Origin of the sequence: Providencia rustigianii DSM 4541, assembly GCF_000156395.1 — a bacterium.
Taxonomy (GTDB): domain Bacteria; phylum Pseudomonadota; class Gammaproteobacteria; order Enterobacterales; family Enterobacteriaceae; genus Providencia; species Providencia rustigianii.
This window is the reverse complement of the sequence record NZ_GG703817.1, coordinates 233,655-249,966: the sequence shown is the minus strand read 5'-3', so window position 1 is coordinate 249,966 and position 16,312 is coordinate 233,655. Positions and strand designations below refer to the sequence as shown.

Annotated in this window: 11 protein-coding genes, 1 tRNA gene, 1 rRNA gene and 1 pseudogene; 3 read left to right on the top strand and 11 right to left on the bottom strand. The window is 40.4% G+C overall.

Annotation, left to right across the window (positions count from 1 at the left end; all coding sequences use genetic code 11):
- Positions 1-58: 58 nt before the first annotated feature.
- Positions 59-174 (top strand): 5S ribosomal RNA (gene rrf, locus PROVRUST_RS01225).
- Positions 175-233: 59 nt separating this feature from the next.
- Positions 234-310 (top strand) — tRNA-Asp (locus tag PROVRUST_RS01220).
- Between the two features lie 98 nt (positions 311-408).
- Here PROVRUST_RS01220 and PROVRUST_RS01215 read toward each other — a convergent pair.
- The 4 genes from PROVRUST_RS01215 to PROVRUST_RS01200 all read right to left on the bottom strand — a co-directional run bounded on the left by PROVRUST_RS01215 (position 409) and on the right by PROVRUST_RS01200 (position 5,938).
- Complete coding sequence (locus PROVRUST_RS01215) at positions 409-753, bottom strand: YfiM family lipoprotein (protein ID WP_006812846.1); 345 nt, start codon at positions 751-753, stop codon at positions 409-411.
- 90 nt (positions 754-843) lie between these two features.
- Positions 844-2,199, bottom strand: coding sequence for a CDP-diacylglycerol--serine O-phosphatidyltransferase (pssA, locus tag PROVRUST_RS01210; protein ID WP_006812845.1), 1,356 nt, complete (start codon positions 2,197-2,199; stop codon positions 844-846).
- Between the two features lie 174 nt (positions 2,200-2,373).
- On the bottom strand, positions 2,374-5,019 hold the full coding sequence (locus tag PROVRUST_RS01205) for a bifunctional acetate--CoA ligase family protein/GNAT family N-acetyltransferase (protein WP_006812844.1): 2,646 nt from the start codon (positions 5,017-5,019) through the stop codon (positions 2,374-2,376).
- Between the two features lie 217 nt (positions 5,020-5,236).
- Positions 5,237-5,938 (bottom strand): tRNA-uridine aminocarboxypropyltransferase, encoded by a 702-nt coding sequence (locus PROVRUST_RS01200; RefSeq protein ID WP_039854364.1) that lies wholly within the window; start codon positions 5,936-5,938, stop codon positions 5,237-5,239.
- Positions 5,939-6,111: 173 nt separating this feature from the next.
- Between PROVRUST_RS01200 and PROVRUST_RS01195 the strand changes: the two genes are divergently transcribed.
- The gene (locus PROVRUST_RS01195) at positions 6,112-7,218 is read left to right on the top strand and encodes a tRNA/rRNA methyltransferase (RefSeq protein WP_006812841.1); all 1,107 of its coding nucleotides are present in this window, start codon (positions 6,112-6,114) and stop codon (positions 7,216-7,218) included.
- 76 nt (positions 7,219-7,294) lie between these two features.
- On the opposite strand, the gene emrB is transcribed toward PROVRUST_RS01195, so the two are convergent.
- The 7 genes and pseudogenes from emrB to nrdI all read right to left on the bottom strand — a co-directional run bounded on the left by emrB (position 7,295) and on the right by nrdI (position 16,311).
- Positions 7,295-8,833 carry a multidrug efflux MFS transporter permease subunit EmrB gene (gene emrB / locus PROVRUST_RS01190; RefSeq protein WP_112836343.1) on the bottom strand — a complete coding sequence of 513 codons (1,539 nt, stop codon included), beginning with the start codon at positions 8,831-8,833 and terminating at the stop codon, positions 7,295-7,297.
- Positions 8,834-8,847: 14 nt separating this feature from the next.
- Positions 8,848-10,029: a multidrug efflux MFS transporter periplasmic adaptor subunit EmrA gene (gene emrA / locus PROVRUST_RS01185; protein WP_006812839.1), complete on the bottom strand. Its 1,182-nt coding sequence runs from the start codon at positions 10,027-10,029 to the stop codon at positions 8,848-8,850.
- A 221-nt stretch (positions 10,030-10,250) separates the two neighbouring features.
- Positions 10,251-10,768, bottom strand: a pseudogene (mprA, locus tag PROVRUST_RS01180) (transcriptional repressor MprA).
- Between the two features lie 659 nt (positions 10,769-11,427).
- A complete protein-coding gene (locus PROVRUST_RS01175; RefSeq protein WP_006812837.1) occupies positions 11,428-12,630 on the bottom strand; it encodes an MFS transporter in 1,203 nt (400 codons plus the stop codon).
- 135 nt (positions 12,631-12,765) lie between these two features.
- Positions 12,766-13,737, bottom strand: a complete 972-nt coding sequence (nrdF, locus tag PROVRUST_RS01170; RefSeq protein WP_006812836.1) for a class 1b ribonucleoside-diphosphate reductase subunit beta — start codon at positions 13,735-13,737, stop codon at positions 12,766-12,768.
- A gap of 14 nt (positions 13,738-13,751) precedes the next feature.
- On the bottom strand, positions 13,752-15,884 hold the full coding sequence (gene nrdE / locus PROVRUST_RS01165; RefSeq protein WP_006812835.1) for a class 1b ribonucleoside-diphosphate reductase subunit alpha: 2,133 nt from the start codon (positions 15,882-15,884) through the stop codon (positions 13,752-13,754).
- Entirely contained in the window at positions 15,877-16,311 is a 435-nt protein-coding gene (nrdI, locus tag PROVRUST_RS01160) for a class Ib ribonucleoside-diphosphate reductase assembly flavoprotein NrdI (RefSeq protein WP_039854017.1), read from the bottom strand. The genes nrdE and nrdI overlap by 8 nt, the downstream gene beginning before the upstream one ends.
- Between the last annotated feature and the right edge of the window lies 1 nt (position 16,312).

The following is a 16,312-nucleotide window of genomic DNA, read 5'->3' as shown; positions in this document are numbered from 1 at the left end:
TCAGGATTGATGTTCTGGTTTAAGGATAAAAGACTTAAACGGGAATAAACAGAATTTGTCTGGCGGCAATAGCGCGGTGGTCCCACCTGACCCCATGCCGAACTCAGAAGTGAAACGCCGTAGCGCCGATGGTAGTGTGGGGTCTCCCCATGTGAGAGTAGGGAACTGCCAGACATTAAATTAAGATTGATTGCAACACGCAATGAGTCGCCGAAAGGCAAAGAAGAATAAGTGGAGCGGTAGTTCAGTTGGTTAGAATACCTGCCTGTCACGCAGGGGGTCGCGGGTTCGAGTCCCGTCCGTTCCGCCACTTATAGCAAGCCCCGTGATGAAAATCACGGGGTTTTTGTTTTTTATCTATTCTAAAAGTTATCTTTCATACTATTTTCTGTTTTTTCTTTTAAATCATTACTTTAAATTTTGATACAGAGTATAGCCAGCGACTGCACCTGCGACATCATAGGTAAAGTCATGCCAACTCCAACCTGTTCCAGCTGCTCGGCTATCATAAAGTTCTTTAACTGTACCAAGAGAGATAGAAAATAGTATTCCAAATTGAGCCGCTTGCTGATGAGACATATTTTGTCTATCCGCATAAGCATTTCCCGCCGCTGCCATTGCAGCTGAAAAAGCAAAATGCTGCCCTTTATCTTTGCCTTTCCAATTATCATTTGCCCAGTGAAAACCAGAACACCCCGTCACTACGCACAGAGATAAACTAAGCGTTAATGTTCTTAATTGAATAAATAACATGGAGGGTATACCTCTACAACAACCGATCAGGTTAGAGTACGTTAGATAATAAAAAGCGCCACATGAGCGGCGCTTTCTGATAGTCATTAATTATAATATTCGACTTATTAATCGGTCTACACGGATCCGTCTTAATCGCCGAATAAGTTTTTTTACTTTGACAGGGTAAGTCTGGATACTATCCAGTTCACTGTAGTGGTTAACGACTTTGGTATTTGTTCGAATACACTCTAACTCATGGCTACGCTGTTCTTGAAGCTCTTGTTTTGGATCGTGGATCAATACAGCATTTTCGAGATCTAATCCCCAAGCTCTAGGGTTTAAGTTATTACCTGTAATGAGCTGCCATTCATTATCCACCCACATCCCTTTTAGATGGTAAGTGTTATCTCCATCTTTCCATAGACGTATAGTTAGCTGCTTACTATCAATAAAGCGTTGTAAGCGGCTCACAAAACGGCGTAGATTAATTTCATAGAGATAAGGCAAGGCACCAATAATTTTGAATGGTTCTTCCGGGGGAATGTAAAAGTCATTAGCTGTTTTATCACCAATGATAATTTCCACTTGTTTTCCATCTCGCAATAATTTGGTGATGATCCTGACTAACACTGCGGGTAAATTAAAGTACGGTGTACAAATCGTTAATTTATTTGTTGTAGCCCCCATCAAGTGAGTGACCGTACGGTTTAATTCATTCTTTTTACCTAATCCAACAAATGGAGTAACCGCTAATTCATAGTTAGATGCATTACCTGTAAATTGGTAATTGATACCTCTTAAAGATAGGCGGAATTGTTTGATCAGGTTTTTAAATTCGGCTGTTTTCGGTCTACTTGCCGTATTTAGACGATGAATCGCGTCAGATGACAATAACGAGTCATCAATAAATTTTTTCATCGTTGTTGTTAATTGGCTATTTTTGATCAAATGATATCTATCATAGCGGTACTTATCGTGACGATGTAAATAAACATCGTTGATACTCGCACCGCTATATAGCAGGGTATCATCGAATAAGAAACCTTTTAGATGTAATACCCCTAATGCTTCACGCGTATTAACTGGAATTCCAAAAACAGGAATTTCAATATTAGGGTAACTCTGAGCAACTTCATAGTACCAGTCTGCATTGGTTAAATTGGCGGCTGCACCAATACGCCCACGCTGAGCACGGTGCCAATCAACTAGAATTTTAATATCTAGGTTAGGATTTGCTTGTTTAGCGGCATAGATAGCATGAAGGATGTCTTTACCCGCATCATCTTTTTCTAAATACAGCGCTGTAATATAGACTGTATTTTTAGCTTGCGAGATTTGTTCAAGCAGAGCACCACGAAAATCTTCCGTCTTATAGAGCGTTTTTACATCAGCAACTGACTGAGACAATTTAGGCATATTTGCCAAGTGTTGTTGATGTTTTGCTTGTTTTAGTTTTGACAACATCACAGTGTGAATTTTCTCTTGTTAGTCCAATAGCAAATCGCTTTATACAAATATTTAAGCGAATGATCTGTCGATGATATCATATTTACCTCACTCATTAGGAATAAATTGAGTATCGGTTTAATCCATATACAGGTTATAAATTATTCCCCACGCTGAGATTCTTGATGTTAATTATAGATGCAGGGTTAGGTTTACGACACCATCCTCAAATTGAACATCAATTTGGAACCCCAGTTTTTTGGCTAGACTGATCATATTACGATTTTCCGGCATGGTAATCGCTGTGAGCTTTTTAATTCCATGTGCTCGAGTATAATTTAAAAGTTTTTGCATCAACTTATAGCCTAGAGTCTGTCCTTTCATATCTGAGCGAACAAGTACCGCAAATTCAGCCTCTTGGTTATCTGGATCTGCCATCGCACGAGTTACACCAATAATTTCTGGATAAGAATCTGCATTTTTCACTGCGACGAATGCCATTTCTCGGTCGTAATCAATCTGTGTCATATTGGCTAGGTCGTCGTGGGTAAACTCACTAATTTCACTGAAATAGCGATAATAAAGATCCTCTTTAGTCACTTGTTCAATAAATGATTTTAAGAGCGGCTCATCTTCCGGGAGAATAGGTCTCAATAGGCACGTTAAATCATCTTTTAGATTAATGGTTTCTTCTAATTCATTTGGGTAGGGGCGGATCGCTAATCGGGTACTCGGATTATTATCGATAGGACTTAATGTCATCGAGACATCGAGCAGAGTAAATTCATCACCCGCTGCAAGTAGTGGGTGTATATCTAAACGTGTAATATTAGGGCAATCGATAATTAAGTTGGAAACCCTGACAAGTAAGCTAGCAAGCCCTGGAATATTTAGTGGCTCTAAGGAACTTCGAGCTTTAATTTTGGATCCTTTGATGGCATTGATAACTAAATAACGCGCTAATGCTAGGTTTAATGGTGGTAAAGCAACGGCAGCTTGACTCTCTTGCTGCCACTCAATACCTCCTTCTCCTAGCATGATTAACAAACCAAATACTGGATCGAGTTCGACTGCAATTCTTAGCTCTTGCGCTCCAGCTCGATTTGCCATGCTTTGAACCAATAACCCTTCAATACGAGCATGTGGAAAATTAGTAGATACCCTTTCTATTATGGCATTCGCTGCTTCAGCCACTTCATTGGCATTTCTTAAATACAGCATAACCCCTTGGACTTCAGACTTATGAACTATGTCTGGTGAACGCAATTTTAATGCAACTGGGTAACCGATTTTTTCTGCAATCTCAACAGCTTGTTCACTCGAGTGGGCAATCCAGGTTGGTAGACTATGTAACCCATATGCCTTTAGGATAGGTTGAACCTCATGGGTATCTAAGTTCAGATTATTGTTTTGAATAGCCTGCATAATGCATGCATGAGCTTGCTGAGTATTGGCGGTGATCCCAATAGGAAGTGCAGGCGTTTCTTTCAGTTGTTTTTGGTTACGGCGATATTCAACCATATGCATATAGGCAGTGATCGCCCCTTCAGGAGTTCGATAAGTTGGAATGCCTGCTTCACTAAATAGTTTTCGAGACTCTTGAGAGGAATACTCGCCACACCAGTTAGTTAATATAGTTAGCCATTTGCCTCTAGGGTGCTGTTTGATGGTTTTAATGATTTTAGCTGCCATGGATTTACTCTCAGTGATCGCACTTGGAGTATGGATTAGCAGTAAAGCATCATGGTCGTGGCTATCAAGCATCTTATTTAAGACATTGAGATAACGATCGACGGTAGAATCATCCCCTAAATCAATCGGGTTTTGAGTTGAAAGATCTAATGGTAGTAAGGCACTAAGTTCATTTTGTGTTTCAGTGCTAAGTTTTGCTAGCTTGCCACTGCGAAGTAGGAGTTCATCTAAAGCCATTGCAGCAGGTGCAGATCCATTACTTATGATCGATAACCGTTCCCCCCTAAGCGGGGTCATATAGCTTAATGTTTCTACAGCAGAAAACATCTCATGGGTATCTTGAACACGCAATAAACCAGCTCGTTGGATTGCGGCATCATAAGCTGCATCTAAACTTGGTTTTTCACCAAGGAGTTCTTGGGCTTTACGGGTTCGCCCACTTTTGATCACGAGAATGGGTTTATTGCGCGAAGCACTGCGAGACGAAGATAAAAAGCGCCTCGCATCACTAATATTTTCTAAATACAACAGGATGGCGCTGGTTTTACTATCCCGAGCAAGATAATCAAGTAAATCATCGATATCGATATCGATACTATCTCCGAGGGCGATGAAATAGGAAAAACCAATATCACGGTGCCTTGCCCAATCAAGAACGGTGTTAGACACGGCCGCTGATTGGGAAATAAATGCCAGTTTTCCTTTTAAAATAGGGATTGGAGAGAAGCTGGCATTCAAGCCTTGCCATGGAGCCAAAAAACCTAAACTGTTGGGACCCAGTAACCGAATTTGGTATTGCTGAGCCACTTTTTTAAGTTCATTAAATTGGATTGATGGTGATGACAGGATAATGACGACATTGCAGCCGGCCTCGCCGAGCTGACGCAAACACTCAACATTACGTGAGTAATGGGTACAGATCACCGCAAGATCAGGTTTTAATGGGAGCTTCTCTATTGATGGGTAAGCCAAAACACCAAGGATTGAGTTTCGATTGGGGTTAACCGGCAGGATAGGACCTTTGAAACCGCAGCTAAGTAGGTTTTTCATCATGACTGAACCGGCTCGGTTTGGGTCTTCTGATGCACCAATAACCACAATTGATTTTGGTCTAAATAATGACTCTAACTGACTCACTAACCCCATGATGTCAAACCCTTTGCTTAGATGAGCATTAATGCCGCTCAATTGATATTGAGAACTTATGCAATACTATGCCGCATCTTGAGAGAAGCGCCAGTTTATCAGTGGAATTTAATTGAATTATACAAGCACCTTCACGTTTTATTATGAAGGTGATTTTTGCACCACAATGGGTTGGAAACGGTTACGAATAAAAATGACTGATAATCCCTATAAAGGGTTATTGAGGATCTTGGGATAGGATTCTCTGAGCAGTTGGATGATGAGGTTTCCCTTCAAGATATTTATGTTTAAATAAATTGAAATGGGCAAATAATTGTTTTGAGGCCTCAATATCTCCAGCTTGTTCGAGCACAGTTGCTGCGACTTCTACAGTGCAATGTTGCTCTTCCCTTGAAGGAATTCGTAATAAATAGTCAGTTCTTGCCTTGTCATTAATGGATAACATGGGAATATTATCCAAATAAGGGCTTTTACGAAACATTTTACGGGCTTCAGGCCAAGTACCGTCTAATAGAATAAATAGGGCGGGTTTATCAGAAATAGAGGGCTGATTGACGACGATGCGGTCATTTTGTGCATAACTGTCAGGAAAAATAAGGTAAGGTTGCCTAGTTGTATCTTGCAGTACTGCAAGCAATTGGCTATCGGGTTCGGTTCGTGACCATTGATATGCTAACGTATCAGGCAGGATATCTGCGATTAATTTTCCTGTGTTGCTTGGTTTGAAAACTTCACCATCAAACATGATCAGGCAAAATTGGCTTTTCGCTTGCACCGATACTGTTTCATCACATAGACATTGTGGGATAGGTAATAAGCAATACTGGCAGCGCTTTACTCGACATCCTCTCGCTTTAAAAGGTTTTGTCGAAAGGGCTAAACGTTGTTGGCGAAGATGATAGACAGCATTCTGACTCATGGTTGATAAGATACTTTTCGTAGCAACAAAAATAAGGGACGTATTGTACGCAAAACGATTTGTATACGATAGAAGTATATTCAACAACTTTTCGGTGAGATAATAGCGCGAATCGGTAGCGTAGCTTTGCAACATCATGTAATCTTCGCGCCATAGCTTAGTAGGGGATAGCGATGAACGACACGAATGATTTTAGTGGTAAAAACGGCAAAGTAAAAGTGATGTATGTCCGTAGTGAAGGACAGGATAATAATAAAGGTAATGATAAACGCCGTGGCGGTCGCGATGGTGCCCGTGACGGACGAGATGATCGAAGAGGCGATAAGCGTAGTGGTGGTCGTAATGACCGCAATGACCGTTCTAGTCGCCCAGGTCGCCCTGAAGGTGGCCGCTCAGATAGACGTTCTGAAAATAGAGATGAAGCACCTCGTGATCGTTCTCCATGGCGTACTATTTCTAAACAAGATAGTGAAGAGTTAGAAAATGATCATGGTGGTATCTCTGGTAAAAGCCAAATCGACCCTGAACAACTGCGCAAGCAACGTCAGGAAGAGACACGTATTTACGGTGAAAATGCGTGCCAAGCAATGTTTAAAAATCGTCCAGATGGTATTGTCCGTGCGTGGTTCTTGCAATCAGTAACACCTCGTTTTCGTGATGCACTGAAATGGATGGCGGCAAACCGTAAAGCTTACCATGTAGTCGATGCCGAAGAGTTAGAAAAAGCATCAGGTACTGAACATCATGGTGGCGTCTGTTTTATCATTAAAAAACGCGGTGGTATGCAAGCTGAAGCTTATTTGCAAGAAGCAGCAGATACTGACTGTGTTTTAGCGTTAGAAGATGTGGGTAACCCACATAACCTTGGTGGGATCATGCGTAGCTGTGCCCATTTTGGTATTCAAGGCGTCATTTTACAAGATGCTGGCATGTTGGAATCAGGTGCTGCAATTCGTACCGCAGAAGGTGGTGCTGAACATGTCAAAGCCATTGATGCTGATGGTTTTACTCCGACATTAGAAAAATTCCGTCAAGCTGGTTACACCATCGTAACGACCTCTAGCCATAAAGGCAGCCAAGATATTGCGAAAGTCCAGTTGCCGAAGAAAATGGTATTAGTTCTTGGGCAAGAGAGTGATGGCTTAAGCGACAGTACATGGGATCAGGGAGATATGAGCCTATATATTGGCGGAACAGGTAAAGTGGAAAGCTTGAATGTTTCTGTTGCCACAGGGATTATGTTGTCCCAATGGTGGTCACAAAATAAAGTTAAGTCATAGTTTTCTATAATTAACTTAGCCATCGTAAAAACCATACACGAAAAGCCAATAAGCTGATAAGTGTATGGTTTTTTTATTAGTGAGCCCCGCCCCCATCTTTAGAGCCAGCCCCAAATGGTGGTTTAGCAAACCAGACGATCACCATCAATAAGATAAATACCCCCGCAGATATCCAAAAAATCTCATTGGCTGACAAAATTAAACCTTGTTCAGTAATTTCACGAGCAATATAAGCAGCACTTTGCTGCTCATTCATCCCGATCTTTGCCAATTCACTGTACATATGCTGAGCATTCGGATTGTATGGATTGACAAATTCCGCCAGATTTTCATGGTGCATGGATTCACGTTGGGTCCACATTGTTGTAGTAATCGACGTACCAATTGCACCAGCGAGTGTTCGAGTAAAGTTCGATAAACTTGAAGCTGATGCCATTTTTTCTGGGGGTAATCCCGATAATGTAATGGTTGTTAGTGGCATAAAGAAGCAGGCAATCGCCAATCCTTGAACAAATTGAGGCCATGCTGCGGCGGCAAAGCCCATTCCCGGTTCAAAGGTATAAGCTCGCCAATAGTAACAAACCGCATACATAATAAAGCTGAATGTCACCAAATAGCGCATGTCAATGCGATTACCAAAACGACCAATAATTGGTGTGATTAACAATGGTAATAATCCAACAGGGGCGGAGGCTAAACCTGCCCAAGTTGCGGTGTAACCGTAAACCTCTTGGAGTAATTGCGGTAGTAAGACGATCGTCCCGAAGTAGAGCATATAAGCCAAACTCAGTGATAAACAGCCGATAGTAAAGTTGCGTTCTTTGAATAAGGAAAGGTCAATGACGGGATGCTCATCAGTTAATTCCCAGACAATTAAAAAGGCGATTGCCACAACGGCTACGACTGTCAGTACGATAATCTCTGTCGAGTTAAACCAATCAAGTTCTTTTCCTTGGTCGAGCATAATTTGTAATGCACCAATACCGACAACTAAAAGAACTAATCCAATTGTATCAATTGGTTTAATGGATATTTTCGTTTCACGCCCTTTTAGTGTTTTCATTATGGCAAAGATAATTGCAACACTAAAAGGGACATTAATAAAGAATATCCAACCCCAATGGTAATTATCGCTAATATAGCCCCCAAGAATAGGACCACAGATAGGTGCTATAACGATGGTCATCGACCATAGCGCTAATGCCATATTTCGTTTAGCTGGCGGATAGTTATTAAGCAGCAAACTTTGTGATAATGGGATCAGGGGACCTGCAACTAAACCTTGTAGAACTCGAAATAAGATCAGCATTTCTAAGCTACCAGAAATGCCACATAGCCATGAGGTGAGGGCAAATAACCCTGTAGACCATAAGAATAGCCGGACTTCACCTATGCGCTTTGCTAGCCATCCTGTGATCGGAATAGAAATGGCATTAGCAACACCAAATGAGGTAATCACCCATGTGCCTTGTGAATTCGATGCACCAAGGTTTCCGGCTATTGTCGGAATTGCGACGTTAGCAATGGTTGAGTCCAAGACTTGCATAAAGGTTGCCAAAGATAGAGCAATGGTCATCCAAGCGAGTTTTGAACCTGTTAATGGGGCATTAATCACGCGGTGATCTCCGTTTATTTATTGCCAGAGTTATTATTAATAATCTCAGCAACAATTTTATCGGCAGGAGACATATCAACAGCTAAAGCTGACGTGTGATAAGCTGGTGTATCACGTAAGCCTTTAGATAACACTTTTCCATCTTTATTTTTGGTATCAACTTCAACTTCAGTGGATAATCCGATACGTAATGGATATTCATCCAGTTGAGCTGGGTCAAGGGCAATTCTTACTGGTAAGCGCTGAACAACTTTGATCCAGTTACCGCTGGCATTTTGTGCCGGTAATAAAGAGAATGCGCTACCAGTTCCCATATCAAGCCCAACAACGGTTCCTTTGAATACGATTTTTTTACCGTAAAAATCTGAGGTGACTTTGGCCGGTTGACCAATCCGCATATCAGCAAGTTGGGTTTCTTTAAAATTAGCATCAACCCACATACCGCTTGAAGGGACAATTGCCATCAATGGTGTTGAAGGTGTGATTTGTGAACCAATTTGCACACTTCGGCGAGAAACATAACCATCCACAGGACTGACAATTTTTGTTCGTTGCAAAGTGAGCCAAGCATTTCTCACTTGGGTCGCTGCTTGCTCAACCAGAGGTTGTTTTTCTAATGCCGTACCCAGGACGATGGCTTGGTTTGCGTTATACTGTTCAATTGCTACGTCTAAAGCCCCTTTGGCGGTGACAACGGCATCTCTGGCATGTTGAAGTTCTTCTTTGCCAATAAGGTTACTGCTACCAAGGACTTCACGGCGTTTTAAGTCATTTTGTAAACGAGCTAATTCCGAGCGTTTAACTTCAATATTGGCTTGATATTGGCGGCTATTAATAATGTGCTGACGAGATTGCCGAACGCTATTGGCTAATTCTGTTTTTGCTTTTTCTAAAGCGAGCTCTGCATCTCTAGGATCTAATTCGACAAGAACGCTACCGCTTTGAACAAAATCGGTGTTGTCGACATTAACCGTCATAACGCTACCTGAGATTTGAGCTTGGATTTGGACTTGATTCCCGGCTACATAAGCGTTGTCTGTTGACTCATAGTGACGTAAAACAAGATACCAGTAAGCCGCCCAGACTATCCCAATAGCAATAAAAATAAAGGTTAGGAACATCAGGGCATTTCTGCGTTGTCTTTTTTTATTCAACGGCGGTGTTTGCGTTTCAGGCAGATCCTCGCGGGCGTTCATACTGGTATTTCCCCATATAGGATAATAAAAACTACAATCGTTTCCAGTAGTTAGTATCAACTACTGGAAACCAAGATATAAAATGATGTTATTGCTGACGGGTTGTAGCAAAGTATAGTCGGAAAGGATAATGAAATATTAGTAACTGGAAAATCTTTTTTTCCTTTTTAAACCTTAGAATGCCTCAAATACATTAACCATTCAAAATATAAGGTTATTTGTCATTGATCCTTCATGTTATCCAGTTTAGATAGTAATTTACGCATTAGTTTATCAAGTTGTTGTTTTTCTTCGATATCTAAACTTGACCAGATATCAATTAATGCTTTATGTTGTGGAGGTAATAACCCACTTAAAAACTCCGAGCCTTTCTCTGTTAGATGCAGGTGTAGGCAGCGTCTATCATTGTGACTCTCTTTACGTTCAATCCAACCATTTTTTCTAGTTCATCAGCAATACGTGTAGCATTGGTTCGAGAAGAACCTAGGGCGGCACTTAATTCGGATGGCTGTATACTGTGAGATTCTTTGGTATCAAGGATCATTAAGGCCATAAATAGGGTTTCATTTACCCCTTGCGCTCTGAGCATATTATTGCGCGATTCCAATAATTTTCCATGAACATGCATACACAGGCGAGTTAATAAAATCTCTTGATAAGGAATTGGGTTTTCGAGTGAATCTTGTTGCGCGACGCGAGCGTTGAGTAATTCTTCTGTCGGTGTAAATGAACTTTCCATTATTTGGATACCTTATTCGTTTCAGTTGGTAAGATTTCAACTGTAATCAACCGTGTAAATGGTATATTAAAAGTTAGAATTAGCAATTATACTTAATTAATATCATCCAGTTTATTTTGATAATGATACATTAATCATAAATTTTATGAATGTATTTCACCAAAGTTAGTATAGTTCAATTAACAATGACTGCATTTTTACTATAAAATAGGCAAACTGACGATATAATAATTGCATTTTATACGACAAATAAAATCATATAAAACAATATATAATCACATTGTATTAACTCAATACCATTTTTTTTATTACTCAATAATTACAATATAGATGGTTATTTATCCGTTTGAGGAATAAATACAGATAAACCGCTTATAATTTATCATATAAAAACATATTTATTTCAGGCTGAACAATAATCATACCATTTTATCAAGATATACCTTTTGTTTAACTGTGTCACTTATTAACTTTTTCTATATAAACTATACCTTGGTTAAACTATTTATCATTGTTAGCTATTCGTAATAATAATTATTGTAATCTCTCAAAATAGAGATGAGGAATAACGATAAATTAACTGATTTAAATTTAACCAAGCCAGCCAATAACCATAATAATAAATGACTGTTATAGTTATTGGAATGATAAGTAGATGGCTATTCAGGGGAGGTAACCTGTGGGTCAAATCGAAAACCTATTAACCAGATAATTAAACTGATGCCTGTTAATGAGGCTCCTGAGATAACAATTCCAATCCAACCTGCTTGCTCATAAGCATATCCAGAGAGCAGAGAACCAAGCGCCCCACCAATAAAATAGCTAGTCATATAGCCCGCAGTTAACCTGTTTCGAGCTTCCGGCATAATACGGTATAACGTACTTTGATTTGTTACATGAACGGCTTGGATGGCAAGGTCGAGAATTAAAATTCCGACAATAAATGCAATCAGTGAGTATTTTGCTAATCCAATTGGAAACCAAGAAAGTAGCAATAATACTAAACCAACGGTAGTGACTAATTTTCCTTTGCCTTTATCGACTAAACGACCTGCTTGCGAGGCCATCAAGGCCCCCGCAGCACCGACCAATCCAAACAATCCAATCGTCCCTTCTGAGTAGTTAAATGGTGGGCTGGCCAACAAAAATGCCATGGCGGTCCATAACAGTGCAAAATTGGCAAAAGTCAGGGCGCCCAGTAATGCGCGAGTCGCTAAAACTGGCGTGGTGAAAAATAGCCGTCCAATTGAACCAATCAGTTGAAAGTAATTAAGTGCCGATTTTTGATGGTATCGAGGAAGCTTAATGGCTAGCACGATAATAAGAATGAACATTAATCCAAAAGCAACCCAGTAAATTGCTCGCCAACCACCCACCATGGCGACAGCACCAGAAATTGTTCGAGCTAATAGAATACCGAGTAATAACCCACTCATAATGGTACCAACGGCTTTACCTCTTTGATGAGGTTTAGCAATAGATGCAGCCATTGGAACGAGTATTTGAGCGACGACGGAAAATAAACCAGTCAGGGCGGTACCGAGTAAGATTTGCCAAATACTATCGGAAACAGCGGTGATCAATAAGCCGCTAGCTGACAGTGATGTCATAATAATAATGAGTTTTTTACGCTCAAAAAGATCCCCTAAAGGGACTAAAAAGAGAAGCCCCGCCGCATACCCTAACTGAGCGGCAGTCACGATAAAACCTGCCATGTTAGTGGTTAAATCGAATTGTACAGCGATAGTTTCCAGTAGCGGTTGCGCATAGTAATTACTGGCAACAACTAAGCCAGTGGCAATCGCCATGAGTAAAGTGAGTCCAGTAGTGAGTTCCGTCGATGATGTTTTCATGCTCGCCATGCTTCAGCGGTCATTTTGTGATTCAGTGGGTTGGCCATAAGCCTAACCCACTGCGAAGGTTCATTGTATAAATGATTTCATTTATTTTATTATTTTTTTGAGGGATTTAATGCGGGATATTTTTGTTGGTGTTATTCAAAAAAGCCAATCATCATCTTCAGTACTCACGGCTTTGCCGATGACATAGGACGAACCTGAGCCAGAGAAAAAATCATGGTTTTCATTAGCATCAGGAGAAAGTGCCGATAAAATTTCAGGACTAACTTGGGTGATAGCTTCAGGAAACAATGCCTCATAGCCTAAATTCATTAATGCTTTATTGGCGTTGTAATGTAGGAAGCTTTTTACATCTTCACTCCACCCCACACTATCATAGAGCTCTTGAGTATATTTAATCTCATTTTCATATAAATCAAAAAGTAAGGAAAACGTGAACTCTTTAATTTCATTTTGCTGCTGTTCATTATAGGTGGCGAGAGACTTTTGAAATTTATAGCCAATATAATAACCGTGGATCGCTTCATCACGAATGATCAAACGAATTAAATCTGCTGTATTGGTGAGTTTTCCACGGCTAGACCAGTACATTGGTAAATAGAATCCAGAATAAAACAGGAAAGATTCTAAAAACACACTGGCAACTTTTTTCTTCAATGGATGGGAGTCACAATAGTAAGACAGAATGATTTTAGCTTTATTTTGTAGGGCACTATTTTCTTCGCTCCAACGATAGGCTTCATCAACATCAGGGGTAGAGCAAAGTGTTGAGAATATTGAGCTATAGGAGCGAGCATGCACTGCTTCCATAAAACTGATATTAGAGAGTACGGCTTCTTCATGAGGTGTTTGTGCGTCCGCCATTAAACAAGGCGCTCCCACCGTATTTTGGATGGTGTCTAATAGTGTGAGTCCCGTAAATACACGGATAGTCAGCTTTTTCTCTGTTGCTGTGAGAGTATTCCACGAATTTATATCATTAGACAATGGGACTTTTTCAGGTAACCAAAAGTTTGTGGTTAAGCGGTTCCACACTTCAAGATCTTTATCATCTTGAATACGATTCCAGTTAATTGCTTGAATAGGGCGATTTAATGCGCTGGTGGTCATAGCCTATTTTCCTTTTACAGTGAGCAAGAGACGCAACCTTCCACTTCGGTACCTTCAAGTGCAGTTTGGCGTAATCGAATGTAATACAGGGTTTTAATACCTTTTCGCCATGCGTAGATCTGGGCGCGGTTAATATCTCGCGTGGTGGCATCACCATCAAAAAACAGCGTCAAAGATAAGCCTTGGTCAACGTGTTGGGTGGCTTCTGCATAGGTATCAATAATTTTCTCCGGGCCGATTTGATAAGCATCCTGATAGAACTTGAGGTTCTCATTGGTCATGAACGGCGCTGGATAATAGACTCGACCAATTTTACCTTCTTTACGGATCTCAATCGGAGCAACTACTGGATGAATGCTGGATGTTGAATTGTTGATATAGGAAATTGATCCTGTCGGCGGGATTGCCTGTAAATTTTGGTTATAAATTCCATAGGTCATGACGGATTGTTTGAGTGCTAGCCAATCTGCTTGTGTCGGAATTTTGATACCCGAACGTCGGAATAATTCCTGAACGGTTTGTGTCTTTGGTGACCATATTTTGTTGATATATTTATCAAAGTACTCACCACTGGCATATTTTGATGCGGAAAAACCATCGAATGTTTGTTGGCGTTCAATCGCGAGTTGGTTCGATGTTTTTAATGCGTAGTAAGCGACGGTATAGAAATAAATATTGGTAAAGTCCAATCCCTGTTCTGAACCATAATAGATATGTTCCCTTGCAAGGTAACCATGTAAATTCATCTGCCCCAAACCAATGGCGTGAGATTGCTGATTACCTTGCGCAATAGAGGGAACTGAATTGATGTAACTCATATCCGATACAGCAGTTAATGCTCGTACAGCAGTTTCGATCGATAATGCAAAATCTGGGGAATCCATGGTACTGGCAATGTTCATCGAACCTAAATTACAGCTAATATCTTTACCGACTGTTTTATAATTGAGGTCATCTTCATAAGTGCTAGGCTGATTAACTTGCAGAATTTCTGAGCATAAATTGCTCATGTTAATACGTCCTGCAATTGGGTTTTCTCGATTAGCAGTATCTTCAAATAAGATATAGGGATAACCAGACTCAAACTGTATCTCGGCAATTGTTTGGAAAAATTCTCGCGCATTGATTTTGAATTTTTTTATCGCCTTATTGTTTACCATTTCATGGTATTTTTCGGAGACACTAATTTCAGACATGGCGACACCATATTCCCGTTGAACGTCATAAGGGGAAAATAGGTACATATCTTCATTATTTTTAGCTAACTGAAAGGTGATATCAGGGATCACAACACCAAGAGAGAGTGTTTTGATACGAATCTTTTCATCAGCATTTTCGCGTTTGGTATCTAAAAAACGTAAAATATCGGGATGATGGGCATGTAAATAAACCGCCCCAGCGCCTTGTCTTGCTCCGAGTTGGTTTGCATAAGAGAAAGCATCTTCTAGCATTTTCATCACAGGAACCACACCAGAGGATTGGTTCTCAATATGTTTAATTGGTGCACCTTGCTCACGTAAGTTCGTCATTAAAAATGCGACACCGCCTCCACGTTTTGAAAGTTGGAGAGCTGAGTTTACTGAGCGACCAATGGATTCCATATTATCTTCAATGCGTAGTAAGAAGCAGGAAATTAATTCTCCCCGTTGTTTTTTTCCACAGTTGAGAAATGTCGGTGTAGCGGGTTGAAAGCGTCCACTAATAATCTCATCAACTAACAGTGAAGCTAATGATTTTGAGCCTTGTGCAAGGGTGAGGGCGACCATACAGACGCGATCTTCATAGCGTTCAAGATATCGCTGTCCATCAAAGGTTTTAAGGGTATAGCTGGTGTAATATTTAAAGGCGCCTAAAAAGGTTTTAAAACGGAATTTGTGAGCGTAGGCTTGCTTGAAAAGCTGCTTAATAAATTGAAATTCATATTGTTCTAAGACTTCAGATTCGTAGTAATTTTCATTAACTAAAAAATCGAGTTTTTCCTTTAGATCGTGGAAAAAAACGGTATTTTGATTAACGTGCTGGCGGAAATAAGCATGAGCTGCTTGTTTATCTTTGTCTAATTGCAGGCGGCCTTCACTGTCATACAGGTTGAGCATTGCATTGAGGGAATGGTAATCAACATTGTGTATATCTTGCATTTTATCCATGGGGATGATTTCCGTTATAAACGCGTTGCCAGAAAGATTTCAGCCCTTGTTTGACTGATTGAACATCTTGCTCAGTACCCAATAATTCGAAACGATAAAGAAAAGGCACATGGCACTTTTGGGCAATAATATTGCCAGCGATGGCATACGCTTTACCAAAATTGGTATTGCCCGCCGCAATGACGCCGCGAATGAATGATCGATTGGTTTCGATGTTCAAAAAATGGATCACTTCTTTGGGAACCGCACCTTTACTGGTTCCTCCACCATAGGTTGGTAAAAGTAAAACATAGGGTTGTGAGGCGATGATAGGGCTCTGTGCTGTGTGCTCTATGGGGATTCGAGTCGCGGGTAGTTCAAGTTTTTCCACAAAACGGTGGCAATTCTCCGAACGACTCGAAAAGTAAATGAGAGATTTCGTACCCATA

Excerpts from the sequence above, each read along its gene's own strand:
- PROVRUST_RS01215 (WP_006812846.1), bottom strand. The coding sequence starts at position 753 with ATGTTATTTATTCAATTAAGAACATTAACGCTTAGTTTATCTCTGTGC.
- pssA (WP_006812845.1), bottom strand. The coding sequence starts at position 2,199 with ATGTTGTCAAAACTAAAACAAGCAAAACATCAACAACACTTGGCAAAT.
- PROVRUST_RS01205 (WP_006812844.1), bottom strand. The coding sequence starts at position 5,019 with ATGGGGTTAGTGAGTCAGTTAGAGTCATTATTTAGACCAAAATCAATT.
- PROVRUST_RS01200 (WP_039854364.1), bottom strand. The coding sequence starts at position 5,938 with ATGAGTCAGAATGCTGTCTATCATCTTCGCCAACAACGTTTAGCCCTT.
- PROVRUST_RS01195 (WP_006812841.1), top strand. The coding sequence starts at position 6,112 with ATGAACGACACGAATGATTTTAGTGGTAAAAACGGCAAAGTAAAAGTG.
- emrA (WP_006812839.1), bottom strand. The coding sequence starts at position 10,029 with ATGAACGCCCGCGAGGATCTGCCTGAAACGCAAACACCGCCGTTGAAT.
- PROVRUST_RS01175 (WP_006812837.1), bottom strand. The coding sequence starts at position 12,630 with ATGGCGAGCATGAAAACATCATCGACGGAACTCACTACTGGACTCACT.
- nrdF (WP_006812836.1), bottom strand. The coding sequence starts at position 13,737 with ATGACCACCAGCGCATTAAATCGCCCTATTCAAGCAATTAACTGGAAT.
- nrdE (WP_006812835.1), bottom strand. The coding sequence starts at position 15,884 with ATGGATAAAATGCAAGATATACACAATGTTGATTACCATTCCCTCAAT.
- nrdI (WP_039854017.1), bottom strand. The coding sequence starts at position 16,311 with ATGGGTACGAAATCTCTCATTTACTTTTCGAGTCGTTCGGAGAATTGC.